Below are 13,874 nucleotides of genomic sequence, written 5' to 3'. Positions count from 1 at the left end.
TTACTGCATTATAACTGTAATCAGTGGCTTTCTTAATTTTCCCAAATTTCTTTTAGCCTTTGATCACGGCCGCAGTTCCAGCGGTATAACTTGTATCTAACGGGATTGTTTTTGTAGTAGTCCTGGTGGTAACTTTCGTCGCCTTTGATGGGGTAAAAAGTACTTTGGTCTAGAATAGGCGTCACTACCTTTTGGTTTGGAAATTGGGCTGTCACTTTTTGCTTGGATAATTGTGCTTTTTGCTTTTGTTCGTCATTTGCGACAAAGATAGCACTTAAGTAACTAAAACCCTTATCACAGAATTGCCCTCTGTTATCGAATGGATCTATATTCACCCAGAAATGTTCTAGCAAACCCTGATAAGTCACTTTGGTAGGATCGTAAGTGACTTCAACCGCTTCATAATGCCCAGTATGATTACCGTTATAGGTAGGATTTTTTAATTTACCTCCGGTAAATCCAGAAACGACATTGGTCACCCCTTCAAGTTTTTCAAAATCAGACTCCATACACCAGAAACACCCTCCGGCGAAAATAGCCTTATCGGCTGAAGCCTGGGGTAAATACAAACAAAGTAGCGATATAAATAGCAGTAAATATCTAGGTTTCACTTAGGTTTCCTCAATTATCCAACAAATTTAATACACGTTTACTTGAAGATAAGACCAAAGTTTTTCAACAAACTTTCAAATTTGGCTCTCTGAGCTAAACCACATATTTAGAATTTCCGACTATTTTCCGATTATTTAGTGTTAAGCAAATTTATTTATGCTGAAAAACAAAAAACCCAGGCAATACCTGGGTTTTTAAAAGGTTTCACATGAAACATGTTAATATTTTTATTTCAATTACTTACGCAGTTTTTGAATTAATCTTAACTGGGCAATCGCTTCAGCTAACTCTACTGCGGCTTCGGCATAATCAAAATCGGCACTTGGATTAGCGATATGCTCTTCAGCGCGTTTTTTCGCGTCTAAGGCAGCTTGTTCGTCTAGATCTTCTGCACGAATAGCGGTATCAGCCAATACAGTCACAGTACCAGGTTGTATTTCTAGTACGCCACCATTGATGTAGATATCTTCTGCTTCACCAAATTGTTTAACTAGATGTACCATGCCAGGTAACAAAGTAGTTAATAAAGGCGCGTGACCAGGTACGATACCTAGTTCACCTTCACTACCTGTTATCTGAATAGTTTCGACCAAACCAGAAAAGATGCTAGTTTCGGCGCTTACTACGTCTAGATGTACGGTCATAGCCATAAAAATCTCCAATTAAAAACAGTTTTTCGATTCCATTTAGTTCCGAATAATAAACGGAACTAAATGAGTCGAAAATTACATGTTTTTGGCTTTCTCGCTTGCTTCTTCGATAGAACCAACCATGTAGAAAGCTTGCTCAGGTAGGTGATCAAACTCACCTTCCAAGATACCTTTAAAGCCGCTAATGGTGTCTTTCAAAGATACATACTTACCAGGTGAACCGGTAAATACTTCTGCTACGAAGAAAGGCTGTGACAAGAAACGCTGTATTTTACGAGCACGAGATACTGATAACTTATCTTCTTCAGAAAGTTCGTCCATACCCAAAATAGCGATGATGTCTTTCAATTCTTTATAACGTTGCAATACTGATTGCACACCACGAGCTGTTTCGTAGTGCTCTTGACCAATTACAAGTGGGTCAAGTTGACGTGAAGTAGAATCAAGTGGATCAACCGCTGGGTAAATACCCAAAGACGCGATATCACGTGACAATACAACTGTTGCATCTAAGTGAGCAAAGGTTGTTGCAGGTGATGGATCGGTCAAATCATCCGCAGGTACGTATACCGCTTGGATTGAAGTGATTGAGCCTGTCTTAGTTGAAGCGATACGCTCTTGTAGTACACCCATTTCTTCAGCAAGTGTAGGCTGATAACCAACCGCTGATGGCATACGACCAAGAAGTGCCGATACTTCAGTACCAGCAAGTGTGTAACGATAGATATTATCAACGAAGAATAATACGTCACGACCTTCGTCACGGAATTTTTCTGCCATTGTCAAACCAGTCAAGGCAACTCGTAAACGGTTTCCTGGTGGCTCGTTCATCTGACCGTAAACTAGTGATACTTTATCTAGTACGTTAGATTCGTTCATTTCGTGATAGAAATCGTTACCCTCACGAGTACGCTCACCAACACCTGCGAATACTGAGTAGCCGCTGTGCTCGATCGCGATGTTACGAATTAATTCCATCATGTTTACGGTTTTACCAACACCGGCACCACCGAACAATCCAACTTTACCACCTTTAGCAAACGGACAAACTAAGTCGATAACTTTGATGCCGGTTTCTAGTAGTTCAACTGAACTTGATTGATCTTCGTAGCTAGGCGCTTCGCGGTGAATAGACATACGCTCTTCTTCACCAATAGGACCTGCTTCATCGATTGGGTTACCCAATACATCCATGATACGGCCTAGTGTAGCTGTACCGACTGGAACTTGGATTGCTGCACCCGTGTTTTCAACAGCTAGGCCACGACGTAAACCGTCAGTGGTACCCATAGCGATAGAGCGTACTACTCCGCCACCTAATTGCTGTTGTACTTCAAGGGTCAAACCTTGCAAATCACCTTCGGTAACTCGCAATGCGTCATATATTTTTGGAACCGAATCTTGTGGAAATTCAATATCCACTACGGCGCCAATGATTTGGACGACCTTACCTTGACTCATGTTAATTCCTCTTAAATTCTAAAACCATTGCCTACACCGCCGCTGCACCAGCTACTATCTCACTGATTTCTTGCGTAATCGCTGCTTGACGTGCTTTGTTATATATCAATTGCAAGTCATCAATGATGTCACCCGCATTATCGGTTGCCGCTTTCATGGCTACCATACGTGCTGCTTGCTCAGAGGCGCCATTTTCAACTACGCCTTGATATACTTGAGACTCAATAAAACGCACCAACAACATATCTAGGATAGGTTTTGGATCTGGTTCGTATATGTAGTCCCAACGGTGTTGTAATTCTTTTTCTTCAGATTTAGGCAAAGGCAACAATTGATCGATCTGCGGCTCTTGCGCCATGGTATTTACAAATTTATTAAATACCAGATACAAACGGTCTATTTTACCCTCGTTAAATGCATCCAACATGATACGCACTAAGCCAATGATTTCATTGACGGTAGGCGCATCACCTAAACCAGATTCAGCAGCGAGTACATTGCCACCAAAACGGTTAAAGAATGCTACAGACTTAGCACCTAACGCTGCAAAATCCGTTTCGACACCTTTTTCTTGCCATTGTTGTGCTTCTTTGGCGACCAATTTGAATTCGTTGGTGTTTAAACCACCACATAATCCACGGTCGGTAGAAATCACAATATAACCAACGCGTTTTACTTCGCGTTCTTCCAAATAAGGATGGCGATATTCAAGGTTAGCGTTTGCCAGGTGACCGATCACGTTTCGAATACTCTCAGCATATGGACGGCTAGAAGCCATACGGTCTTGCGCCTTTTTCATTTTAGACGCTGCAACCATTTCCATAGCGCTGGTGATCTTCTGCGTATTTTTAATACTGCCGATCTTACCTTTTATCTCTTTACCGCTAGCCATAAACTCTATCTCCGATTATTCAACATACTGACCACCTTGCGTGTAACGCTCGGTGGTCAAATTGATTACCACGTTTGTGTCGCTTTAAATTTATCTAAAGCTTCATTTAGTGTGGCTTCAATTTCTTTGTCAAAATTACCTGTTGCGTTGATAGAGCTCATTAGCTCGCTATATTCACTGTTCATGTAAGAGTGTAAAGAAGCTTCGAAATCTAGAATTTTATCTAGTTCAACACCTTCCAAGTGGCCCTTTTCTACAGCAAACAATGAAACACCCATATCTGCAACCGAAAGCGGTGCATACTGGTTTTGTTTCATCAATTCCATAACGCGTTCACCATGCTCTAATTGAGCACGAGTCGCATCATCAAGGTCAGAAGCAAACTGCGAAAACGCTGCTAATTCACGATACTGAGCTAGGGCTAGACGAATACCGCCACCTAGTTTCTTGATGATTTTAGTTTGAGCTGCACCACCAACACGAGATACCGAAATACCAGCGTTTACCGCTGGACGAATACCTGCGTTAAACAAATCTGTCTCAAGGAATATTTGACCATCTGTAATTGAAATTACGTTGGTAGGTACGAAAGCAGATACGTCACCAGCTTGAGTTTCGATAATAGGTAACGCAGTTAATGAACCTGTTTTACCCGTTACTTCTCCATTGGTGTACTTTTCAACATATTTATCATTTACGCGAGCAGCACGTTCTAGAAGACGTGAGTGAAGATAGAAAACATCTCCAGGATACGCTTCACGACCTGGCGGACGACGTAACAATAGTGAAATTTGACGATAGGCAACAGCTTGTTTAGACAAGTCATCATATACGATCAAAGCATCTTCACCGCGGTCACGGAAATACTCACCCATGGTACAGCCAGAGTAAGGAGCCAAATATTGTAATGCAGCAGATTCTGAAGCAGAAGCAGCAACAACAATAGTGTGACCCATCGCGCCATGCTCTTCTAGTTTGCGTACCACGTTAGCGATAGTAGAGGCTTTTTGCCCTACAGCCACGTATACACATTTAACACCAGAATCTTTTTGATTAATGATGGCATCAATTGCTAGCGCTGTTTTACCGGTTTGACGGTCACCGATTACCAATTCACGTTGACCACGACCTACTGGGATCATGGCATCCACTGATTTATAACCAGTTTGAATAGGTTGGTCTACCGATTGACGTTCGATAACGCCCGGTGCGATTTTTTCGACTGGTTCAAAACCATCCGCATCGATAGCGCCTTTGCCATCGATAGGTGCACCTAGTGTGTTAACAACACGACCAAGTAGGTTACGACCTACCGGTACTTCTAAAATGCGGCCAGAAGATTTTACTTTAACGCCTTCTTGTAAGTCAGCGTAAGGTCCCATTACAACCGCACCAACAGAGTCACGCTCTAGGTTCAATGCGATAGCGTAACGACTACCAGGAAGCTCGATCATTTCACCTTGCATTACATCAGCAAGGCCATGGATACGGATAATACCGTCGGTTACACCAACAATAGTCCCTTCATTACGAGCTTCACTTACTACTTCGAACTTCTCAATACGTTGTTTGATTAGTTCTGCAATTTCAGTGGAATTCAGTTGCATGCTCTTTTCCCCGTTATGCTTGTAACGCGTCTGATAGACGGTTTAATTTACTACGAAGTGAACCGTCAATAACTGTGTCGCCGGCTTTGATTAGTACGCCAGCTATTAAGTCAGGATCCACGCTACAATTTAGCTTAACTTTTCGTGCAAGACGTGTTTCAAGAGACTTGCTCAGACTAGTTTGTTGTTTTTTATTCAATTTGACTGCTGATGTAATATCAACATCAATTTCTTTTTCAAATTCAGCCTTAAGCTGATTAAACAACAAAGATATATCTGGAAGTGCTTGTAAACGTCTATTTTCAGCCAAAATCATCACTAGATTTTGACCCTCTTGGTCGAGTTGTTCGCCGCACACGCCATTAAATATTTCAGCAAGTTTTTCTGCTGCTAGCGAACCAGTGAGTAAAGCCTCAATGGTATCATTGCTTGCTACCTCAGCAGCAAACACCAGCATTTCTTGCCAATGTGCGACGGATTTATTTTCGACCGCGTAATCGAACGCAGCTTGAGCGTAAGGGCGAGCGATAGTAGTCCATTCAGACATAGCTCAATCTCCCTTAAAGTTCAGCGACAAGTTTTTCAACTATGTCACTTTGTGCCGCAGCATCAATTTCACGTGCAAGGATCTTTTCAGCACCAGCAATAGCAAGAGCAGCCACTTGTTGGCGTAACTCTTCTTTAGTGCGGTTTCGTTCTGCTTCGATCTCTGAGTATCCCTGCGCGATGATTTTTTCACGCTCGGAATGACCACGTTGCGTTTCTTCGTCAACAATAGTTGAACCACGCTTTTTGGCTTGCTCGATTATGTCTGCTGCTTGCGCTTTTGCTTCTTTCAGCTGATCTGTGACTTTAGCTTGAGCTAGTTCAAGGTCTTTTTCACCTCGTTCTGACGCAGCTAAACCATCAGCAATTTTTTGTTGGCGTTCTTCAATAGCACCGATAATAGGCGGCCATACAAACTTCATGCAGAACCACACAAAGAATATAAATGCTATTAATTCACCAAGTAGAGTGGCATTGATGTTCAAGACCGCTACTCCTCTTTAATAGTTCGTTGAAAGAAATGGATAACTACTATTGAGCACCAAGTACGAACAACATATAAAGAGCGATCGCAACACCGATCATCGCGATTGCATCGATAAGACCCGCTACAATAAACATTTTTACTTGAAGGGTGGGTGCAAGCTCAGGTTGGCGTGCAGCCGACTCAAGAAATTTACCACCTAAAAGACCGAAGCCAATCGCTGGCCCCAATGCACATAGACCAATCAAAATACCAACTGCGATATATAGATTACCTAAGATTTCCATAGATTTTCACCTTTGTGTTTAAGTTAAAATTAAAAAAAAAATTGTTCAAAATTGTATTTAAGGTTTTTGGTTTATCCATTGAGGATAACCAATAACTGTAAATGTGTTACATAACTAGGGCATCCTACCCTTGGTTTTTTAGCCGATTAAAGCTAATAACTAGTGCTCTTCACTCGCTAAACTTAGATATACAATAGTTAGCATCATAAATATGAAAGCTTGCAATGGGATAACCAATAAGTGGAAAGCAGCCCATAAGAAGTGAATAGGCAATTGCCATAACCCTATGGTACCTGCGATCAGAATAAAGATAAGCTCACCAGCGTATAAGTTACCGAATAAACGTAAAGACAGCGAAAGTGGCTTAGCCAACAATGCTACGACTTCAAGAATAAAGTTGAACCAGTACAACCAAGGTGTATTAAACGGGTGTGCATAGAGTTCTTTCATAAAACCGCCCACGCCTTTGATTTTTATTGAATAAAAAATCATTAATACAAATACACCAATAGACAAAGCAAAGGTCATATTTACGTCGGTTGTAGGAACAACTTTCATGTATACGTCGTGTGGATCTACACCAAAACCGTAGTAACCTATTTGACCTGCCAACCAAGGCAAGAAATCAACTGGGATAAGATCCATTAAGTTCATCAATAACACCCATACAAAGATGGTCAGTGCCAATGGTGCAATTAAAGGGCTTTTCCCATGGTAGGTACTTTTAACCGTATCATTTACAAATTCGACTATCAGTTCGACGCAAGCTTGCCATTTACCTGGCACACCTGTAGTTGCTTTTTTCGCAACCGCTCGAAAGCTTAATATAAAAACAAAACCCAACACTATAGACCAAGCTAATGTATCAATGTGGAAGGTCCAAAAACCTTCACCTACTGTAGCATTAGTTAAGTGGTGCTGAATGTAACTGCTAATGGTTTGTTCGCCACCAGTATCTGCCATTTTATCATCCACAATTTTAAAGTTAAAAAGCTGTATTCAGACTCGTTGTTTTTATGACTCAACGCGACTGCAAAAAATAATTATGGGCCATTGGGCCATTAAGGTTACGACATAGCTGACTAACAGCGGAAAAGGTTGTAAATTAGGCCACTTATAAACCAATACAAACAACACTATCGTAAACAAAAATTTTAATTTGCTTCCTTTGTTAAAACTCCGCACTACTAGCTTGTTTTGACTAGCACCGGTATATTTAAACGCTAAGAATGCAAATACCATTGCTGGTAACACGCTAGCTAAACCACCATAAAATGCTGATATACCTGCATATTTACCAGAAAAAAAAGTAAAAACTAAGGTTAAAACAACGGCTATTATGCTTTGATAAAAAAGCACTTTTTTAGCCAACTGTCGACCTTCTTGGGCCAAGCTAGATGCCAATTGAACCCTCGATATGTTTAAACCCTAACAAAAAGCGCCAAAAGTATACTTTAATGGCGCTGATTTACAATACTAAAGTCTAGTTTGGTGCATAAAAGCACTAATATGGACATTCCTACAAACCCTTTGTTTTTATAGGGATAATAGATTCAATGAGTCTTAAAATATGACTCATTGCACCTAAGTTCACCACAGAATGCAAAAATCACAAAATAGGAAGTCGTTATACTTAACATTTCTTACTGTTATTAATTCTATTTAATATGTCCTAGGATCCCATCTAGTTGATCCAGACTGGAAAAATTTATCACTAATTTTCCTTTTCCTTTAGCGTTATGGGCAATGCTAACTGGAGCACCAAGATTTTCCGATAATTCGGTTTGTAATCGTTGCACATCAGGGTCTTCTTTGGCCGCGGGTTTTTCTTTTTTAGGCTCTAAGAGTCGGCGCACAAGGTTTTCTGTATCTCGCACTGTTAAACCTTTTCCTGATACAGTTTGCGCAGCTTCATTTTGTACCTCTCCCTCGAGAGATAACAAAGCCCTTGCATGCCCCATTTCAATATCACCGTGTTCTAACAATAATTTCACATCGTCATTTAGATTATTAAGACGTAGCAAATTCGTCACTGTTGTTCGCGATTTACCTACCGCAGACGCGACTTCTTGATGGGTGAGTTCAAACTCAACCATTAGGCGATCAAGGGCCTGGGCTTCTTCCATAGCATTTAGATCTTCACGCTGAATATTCTCTATCAAAGCAATAGCTACAGCAGATTCATCAGGGACATCTTTAATTAGACAAGGGATCTCTTCTAACTGAGCTATTTGAGAAGCCCGCCAACGTCTTTCACCAGCGATTATTTCGTATTTATCATCAGATAATCGACGAACTACTATAGGTTGAATAATCCCTTGGGAGCGAATTGATGAGGCTAAATCTTCTAGGGCTTCAGAGGACATATCATTTCTAGGTTGATATTTGCCAGGCTGCAAAAACTCTACTGGTAGTTTCTGTAATTCACTCTCCTGCTCAGGTACTTGTGAACCAGTGCTTTTCCCTGTTTGGCTGGTTGCCAATAACGCATCTAGTCCTCTACCCAAACCTCTTTTTTTAGCCGACATGTTATCCTCAGTTTTTTCTTTTCAATTTTACTATTTACGCAAATTATTTAGGTGATTGGTTTACTTTAGCGCGTCTTAATATCTCACCTGCCAATGCTAAATAAGCTTTAGCTCCTGTAGACGATTTATCATAATACATGGCTGGTGTACCAAAACTAGGCGCCTCTGCCAGTCTAACATTTCGGGGAATTACGGTGCGATACACCTGATCACCAAAATGCCGTTTAAGCTGTTCTGATACGTCGTTAGCTAGCCTATTTCGAGGATCGTACATAGTACGTAACACACCTTCAATTTTTAATTGTGGATTCACGACTGAGGCAAGTTTTTTGATAGTGTCCATTAACGCGGTAAGTCCCTCAAGGGCATAATATTCACATTGCATCGGCACTAATACTGAATCAGCCGCGGCCATTGCATTTACTGTTAACTGATTTAATGAAGGCGGGCAGTCAATAAAAATAAAATCGTAATAGTTTTTCACTGGTGCCAATGCATTGCGTAAGCGGATTTCTCGAGCAAAAACTTCCATTAATTTTATTTCTGCAGCAGTAATATCACTATTGCCCGCTATCAAATCATATTTACCAGAAGTTTCTTTAATCAATACTTCATCAATAGGTTTTTCTTCTATCAACAATTCATAACAGGTATTGTCTACGTTGTATTTGTCAACGCCACTGCCCATAGTCGCATTGCCTTGAGGATCGAGATCAATCAACAAAACTTTACGCTTAGTGGCCGCCATTGACGCTGCTACATTAACAGCAGTTGTAGTTTTACCCACACCACCTTTTTGATTAGCAATTGCAATGATTTTGCCCAAAATAATCGTCCACTTAATTTATTTAGAAGACCAGTGTAGAAAAACATTTAATTTTCTAAATGTCAGGAAAATAACTTCTAACCAACTGATTTTTTTGTAATTTTGACAATATGACGTTCACCTTCAAGTCCTGGCACGTCTAACTTAACAGTTTCTTGCAGTTTAAATTCCAAAGGTAGCTGTTGCAATTCATCTATTGAAAGCTGCCCTTTTAATGCAAGAAAAACTCCGTGAGAATCTACCAGATGTTGGCACCAGTGCAACATATCTTTTAGTGAAGCAAAAGCCCTGCTCAATACTCCATCAATTTTTGCCTTGGGAACAAAATCTTCAACCCTTGATTGTACTGGTTGAATATTGTCTATTTTTAATTCGTATGCCACTTGCTTCATAAAGCGTACTCGTTTACCTAAGCTATCAAGTAAAATAAACTGTTTAGTTGGACACATAATAGCAAGTGGAATTCCAGGCAGTCCCGGCCCTGTGCCTACGTCAATATATTGAGTTTTATTTAAATAAGGAGCGACCACAATAGAATCAACAATATGTTTAAGCACCATTTGTTGAGGGTCTCGCACAGATGTCAAATTATATGCTTTATTCCATTTGTGCATCATCAGAACATAACGAATAAGTTGCAGCTGTTGTTGCTCTGTGACCACAAAATCACAGTTTTTCAGGCTATTTTTTAAGACTAATAGTAAGTCATTTTGTAAAGACTGCTGTTCAGACATTAAGCTGGCACTTTAGTTTGATTGCTATTGGTGCCTACAAGCAATCCATGTTTTTTCAAATAAACTAATAATAACGATACAGCAGCTGGAGTAATCCCAGATATTCTGCCAGCCTTACCAATAGTTTCTGGTCGAGCATCAGTTAATTTGGCAACCACCTCGTTACTCAACCCTGAAATTTGACTGAAATCAAAATCCATTGGTATTAAGGTATTTTCATTACGCAATGTTTTAGCGATTTCATCTTTTTGACGCTCGATATAACCCGCATACTTAATTTGTATTTCAACTTGTTCTGCAGCTTGTTGATTTTCCAGTTCTGGACCAAAGGCATCAATTTGCATCAGTGTTTTGTACGTCATTTCTGGACGACGGATAAGGTCTTCCAAGTTATTTTCTTTCGTTACTGGATTTTTCAACAGAACATTCAACGCTTCGGTAGACTCGTGACTCGGATAAACCCAAGTTGACTTGAGTCGTTGCCTTTCTAATTCAATAGCTTCGAGTTTTTGGTTGAATGCTTTCCATCTTTTTTCGTCCACCAGCCCAATTTCATAACCTTTTTCGGTTAAACGGATATCGGCATTATCTTCGCGTAGTAATAGTCGATACTCCGCTCGGCTAGTAAACATTCTATAGGGCTCTTTAGTACCCATAGTGGCTAGATCGTCAATTAATACACCCATATATGCTTGATCACGACGTAAAATAAATTCGTCTTTTTGCTGTACTTGAAGGGCTGCATTGGTTCCTGCGATTAAACCTTGAGCACCCGCTTCTTCATAACCAGTTGTGCCATTAATTTGTCCAGCGAAAAACAAACCGTCGATAAACTTAGTTTCTAAGGTTTGTTTAAGATCCCTAGGATCAAAGAAATCATATTCGATCGCATAACCTGGACGCACAATATGGGCATTTTCAAATCCAACAATAGAACGCACAAAATTCATTTGAACGTCAAAAGGTAGACTTGTAGATATTCCATTGGGATAAACTTCTATACTATTGAGTCCTTCAGGCTCAACAAAAATTTGATGAGAATTTTTACCTGCAAAACGATGGATTTTATCTTCAATTGAAGGACAGTATCTCGGGCCAATACCTTCAATTACACCAGTGTACATAGGTGATCTATCTAATCCACCACGAATAATTTCATGGGTTTTTTCATTGGTGTGAGTGATATAACAAGGGATCTGCTGTGGGTGATCGCTGGCTTGTCCCATAAATGAAAAAACCGGTACTGGTGTGTCACCTTGCTGTTTTTGCATGACATCAAAATTAAGTGAACGTGCATCAAGTCTCGCTGGTGTACCGGTTTTTAAACGATCTACTCTAAAAGGTAATGCGCGCAGTCTATCGGCTAAAGCGATCGAAGGAGGATCGCCAGCACGGCCTCCTTTATAGTTTTCCATACCAATGTGTATAGTGCCGCCTAAAAACGTGCCTACAGTGATAACAACGCTCTTAGCATGGAATTTCAGACCCATTTGTGTCACCACGCCCACCACGCGATCATGTTCAACGATCAGATCATCACAAGATTGTTGAAATAACGTAAGATTTTTTTGGTTTTCAATAAGTTTACGGATCTCATTTCGATACAGGGATCTGTCTGCTTGTGCTCGAGTAGCTCGAACTGCTGGACCTTTGCTTGAATTTAACGTTCTAAATTGAATTCCAGCTTTATCAGTAGCCATAGCCATGGCACCTCCTAAAGCGTCAATTTCTTTCACTAAATGACCTTTACCAATACCGCCAATAGCGGGGTTACAAGACATTTGGCCTAAGGTTTCGATATTGTGAGTCAATAAAAGCGTATTCACACCCATGCGAGCAGACGCTAAAGCTGCTTCTGTTCCTGCGTGGCCACCACCTACTATGATGACGTCAAAATGTTGCTGATAAAACATGGGTTTCCTCTAAAACGTATTGATCAATTTTACCCAAAGAAAATGGGCCGCATATTCTATATGGATCTGAGCGTAAGTAAAATGTTTAAAAACTATTCAATTAATGTTTTTTGATCGCCTTAATATTTATATGATCTTTTAGATCTTTGTTTATTACTACTACTATTAGTAAAGCCGATCTCTGTTAATAAGTATGTTTTTTCTTTTTATTTCAATTATTTAGAGGTTGATTGATCATGTGAATAAGGATTGATCAAACGGGTATAAGGTGGGCACAAGTCTGTGTTTTATCCACAAGGATATACTGTTGGAATTATATTAAGTGGGTATAAAGTAGTTTTACAGTAGTTATACATATATTTACCCACATGGAATAATATCTTTTGATCTAACTGTGTATAACTTGTGATCAAAAATTAGCAATTTCACAGTTAGATCCTGATCTATAAAGGAAAGATCTATTAATTTAGATTTTTTTGATCTTTATGCTTCCGCCACTGGTTTTTAAAGTTAAATTTGGGCCTCCACCATTTATAGATCCCCGTACATGCATTTTTTTGAGCATGCCATTAATTTTAAAGTCACTTTTTACTCGTCCACCACTGGTTTTTGCATCAATATTGACTTGTATATCAGAATCTAGATAGGCGGAAATTGAGCCGCCAGACGTAGTGAGTTTAGCGTCTTTAGTTAGTTGTTTATCGATACTTACATTGATACTTCCGCCGGAAGTATGTGCTTTGATATTACCGCTAATATTTCCGGTTTTTATAGAACCACCAGAGGTATGTAGCTTAACGTCGCCTTGAATATTTTGGACATTGATTGAGCCACCAGAGGTGTTAGCTTGTAATTGGCCAATGAGATCTTCGATAGATAACGATCCACCTGAAGTATCTAATTCGACATTATAGGTTTTTGGGATCACCAGAATAAACTTTACGTTATTATTTTTTAGCCAGTTTCGATTTTCATTAATTTCGCCGATGATAGTTAGGTCACCGCCTGACTGTTCGAAGCGGTAGCTAAATTCATCATCTTTGGTGTTTTTGGTTTTAATTTGCAGTTCTACTACGGGCTCGTCATGTGTTGCAATTTCGATTGAGCCTGTATCGGTACTTAGCCTTAATTGGCCGCCGAACTCTACATCAAAGGATTTGTTAAAAGTTGTGGCGAAAATAGACGTTGAGTAAAATAGAACAAAATATAGCAATATCGCGTTTAGATAAGTTGTTAGCTTGATTACGTTTTTCATGATAGTGGTCCTTTGCGGTTAGGACCTGAAGGTCCAGTTTAAGTTACAAAGGATGGGTCGCGTAAAACTAGTGAAAAGT

15 protein-coding genes are annotated in these 13,874 nt (G+C 39.9%); all 15 read right to left on the bottom strand.

Annotated features, from left to right (window positions below; all coding sequences use genetic code 11):
• Window positions 1-32: 32 nt before the first annotated feature.
• The gene (gene msrA / locus ABJK37_RS20090; RefSeq protein ID WP_348358229.1) at window positions 33-593 is read right to left on the bottom strand and encodes a peptide-methionine (S)-S-oxide reductase MsrA; all 561 of its coding nucleotides are present in this window, start codon (window positions 591-593) and stop codon (window positions 33-35) included.
• A 255-nt stretch (window positions 594-848) separates the two neighbouring features.
• Entirely contained in the window at window positions 849-1,262 is a 414-nt protein-coding gene (locus ABJK37_RS20085; protein ID WP_215929283.1) for a F0F1 ATP synthase subunit epsilon, read from the bottom strand.
• Between the two features lie 75 nt (window positions 1,263-1,337).
• Window positions 1,338-2,723 carry a F0F1 ATP synthase subunit beta gene (atpD, locus tag ABJK37_RS20080; RefSeq protein WP_348357594.1) on the bottom strand — a complete coding sequence of 462 codons (1,386 nt, stop codon included), beginning with the start codon at window positions 2,721-2,723 and terminating at the stop codon, window positions 1,338-1,340.
• A gap of 31 nt (window positions 2,724-2,754) precedes the next feature.
• Window positions 2,755-3,615, bottom strand: coding sequence for a F0F1 ATP synthase subunit gamma (gene atpG, locus ABJK37_RS20075; protein ID WP_215929285.1), 861 nt, complete (start codon window positions 3,613-3,615; stop codon window positions 2,755-2,757).
• Between the two features lie 65 nt (window positions 3,616-3,680).
• Complete coding sequence (gene atpA, locus ABJK37_RS20070) at window positions 3,681-5,222, bottom strand: F0F1 ATP synthase subunit alpha (protein WP_215929286.1); 1,542 nt, start codon at window positions 5,220-5,222, stop codon at window positions 3,681-3,683.
• Between the two features lie 13 nt (window positions 5,223-5,235).
• Window positions 5,236-5,769, bottom strand: a complete 534-nt coding sequence (gene atpH, locus ABJK37_RS20065) for a F0F1 ATP synthase subunit delta (protein ID WP_348357592.1) — start codon at window positions 5,767-5,769, stop codon at window positions 5,236-5,238.
• A gap of 13 nt (window positions 5,770-5,782) precedes the next feature.
• Window positions 5,783-6,253: a F0F1 ATP synthase subunit B gene (gene atpF / locus ABJK37_RS20060; RefSeq protein ID WP_348357590.1), complete on the bottom strand. Its 471-nt coding sequence runs from the start codon at window positions 6,251-6,253 to the stop codon at window positions 5,783-5,785.
• 46 nt (window positions 6,254-6,299) lie between these two features.
• On the bottom strand, window positions 6,300-6,539 hold the full coding sequence (gene atpE, locus ABJK37_RS20055) for a F0F1 ATP synthase subunit C (RefSeq protein WP_215929289.1): 240 nt from the start codon (window positions 6,537-6,539) through the stop codon (window positions 6,300-6,302).
• Between the two features lie 159 nt (window positions 6,540-6,698).
• Window positions 6,699-7,502, bottom strand: a complete 804-nt coding sequence (atpB, locus tag ABJK37_RS20050; RefSeq protein ID WP_215929290.1) for a F0F1 ATP synthase subunit A — start codon at window positions 7,500-7,502, stop codon at window positions 6,699-6,701.
• Window positions 7,503-7,553: 51 nt separating this feature from the next.
• On the bottom strand, window positions 7,554-7,943 hold the full coding sequence (locus tag ABJK37_RS20045) for an ATP synthase subunit I (RefSeq protein WP_348357588.1): 390 nt from the start codon (window positions 7,941-7,943) through the stop codon (window positions 7,554-7,556).
• A gap of 254 nt (window positions 7,944-8,197) precedes the next feature.
• Complete coding sequence (locus ABJK37_RS20040; protein WP_348357586.1) at window positions 8,198-9,067, bottom strand: ParB/RepB/Spo0J family partition protein; 870 nt, start codon at window positions 9,065-9,067, stop codon at window positions 8,198-8,200.
• A 43-nt stretch (window positions 9,068-9,110) separates the two neighbouring features.
• On the bottom strand, window positions 9,111-9,893 hold the full coding sequence (locus tag ABJK37_RS20035; protein ID WP_348357584.1) for a ParA family protein: 783 nt from the start codon (window positions 9,891-9,893) through the stop codon (window positions 9,111-9,113).
• Window positions 9,894-9,970: 77 nt separating this feature from the next.
• Complete coding sequence (rsmG, locus tag ABJK37_RS20030; RefSeq protein ID WP_348357582.1) at window positions 9,971-10,627, bottom strand: 16S rRNA (guanine(527)-N(7))-methyltransferase RsmG; 657 nt, start codon at window positions 10,625-10,627, stop codon at window positions 9,971-9,973.
• The gene (gene mnmG, locus ABJK37_RS20025; RefSeq protein WP_348357580.1) at window positions 10,627-12,540 is read right to left on the bottom strand and encodes a tRNA uridine-5-carboxymethylaminomethyl(34) synthesis enzyme MnmG; all 1,914 of its coding nucleotides are present in this window, start codon (window positions 12,538-12,540) and stop codon (window positions 10,627-10,629) included. Before mnmG ends, rsmG begins: the two co-directional genes overlap by 1 nt.
• A gap of 466 nt (window positions 12,541-13,006) precedes the next feature.
• A complete protein-coding gene (locus tag ABJK37_RS20020; RefSeq protein WP_348357578.1) occupies window positions 13,007-13,795 on the bottom strand; it encodes a DUF4097 family beta strand repeat-containing protein in 789 nt (262 codons plus the stop codon).
• Between the last annotated feature and the right edge of the window lie 79 nt (window positions 13,796-13,874).

Source organism: Paraglaciecola sp. (assembly GCF_039964565.1).
Lineage (GTDB): Bacteria > Pseudomonadota > Gammaproteobacteria > Enterobacterales > Alteromonadaceae > Paraglaciecola.
This window is presented reverse-complemented; position numbering and strand designations above follow the sequence as displayed.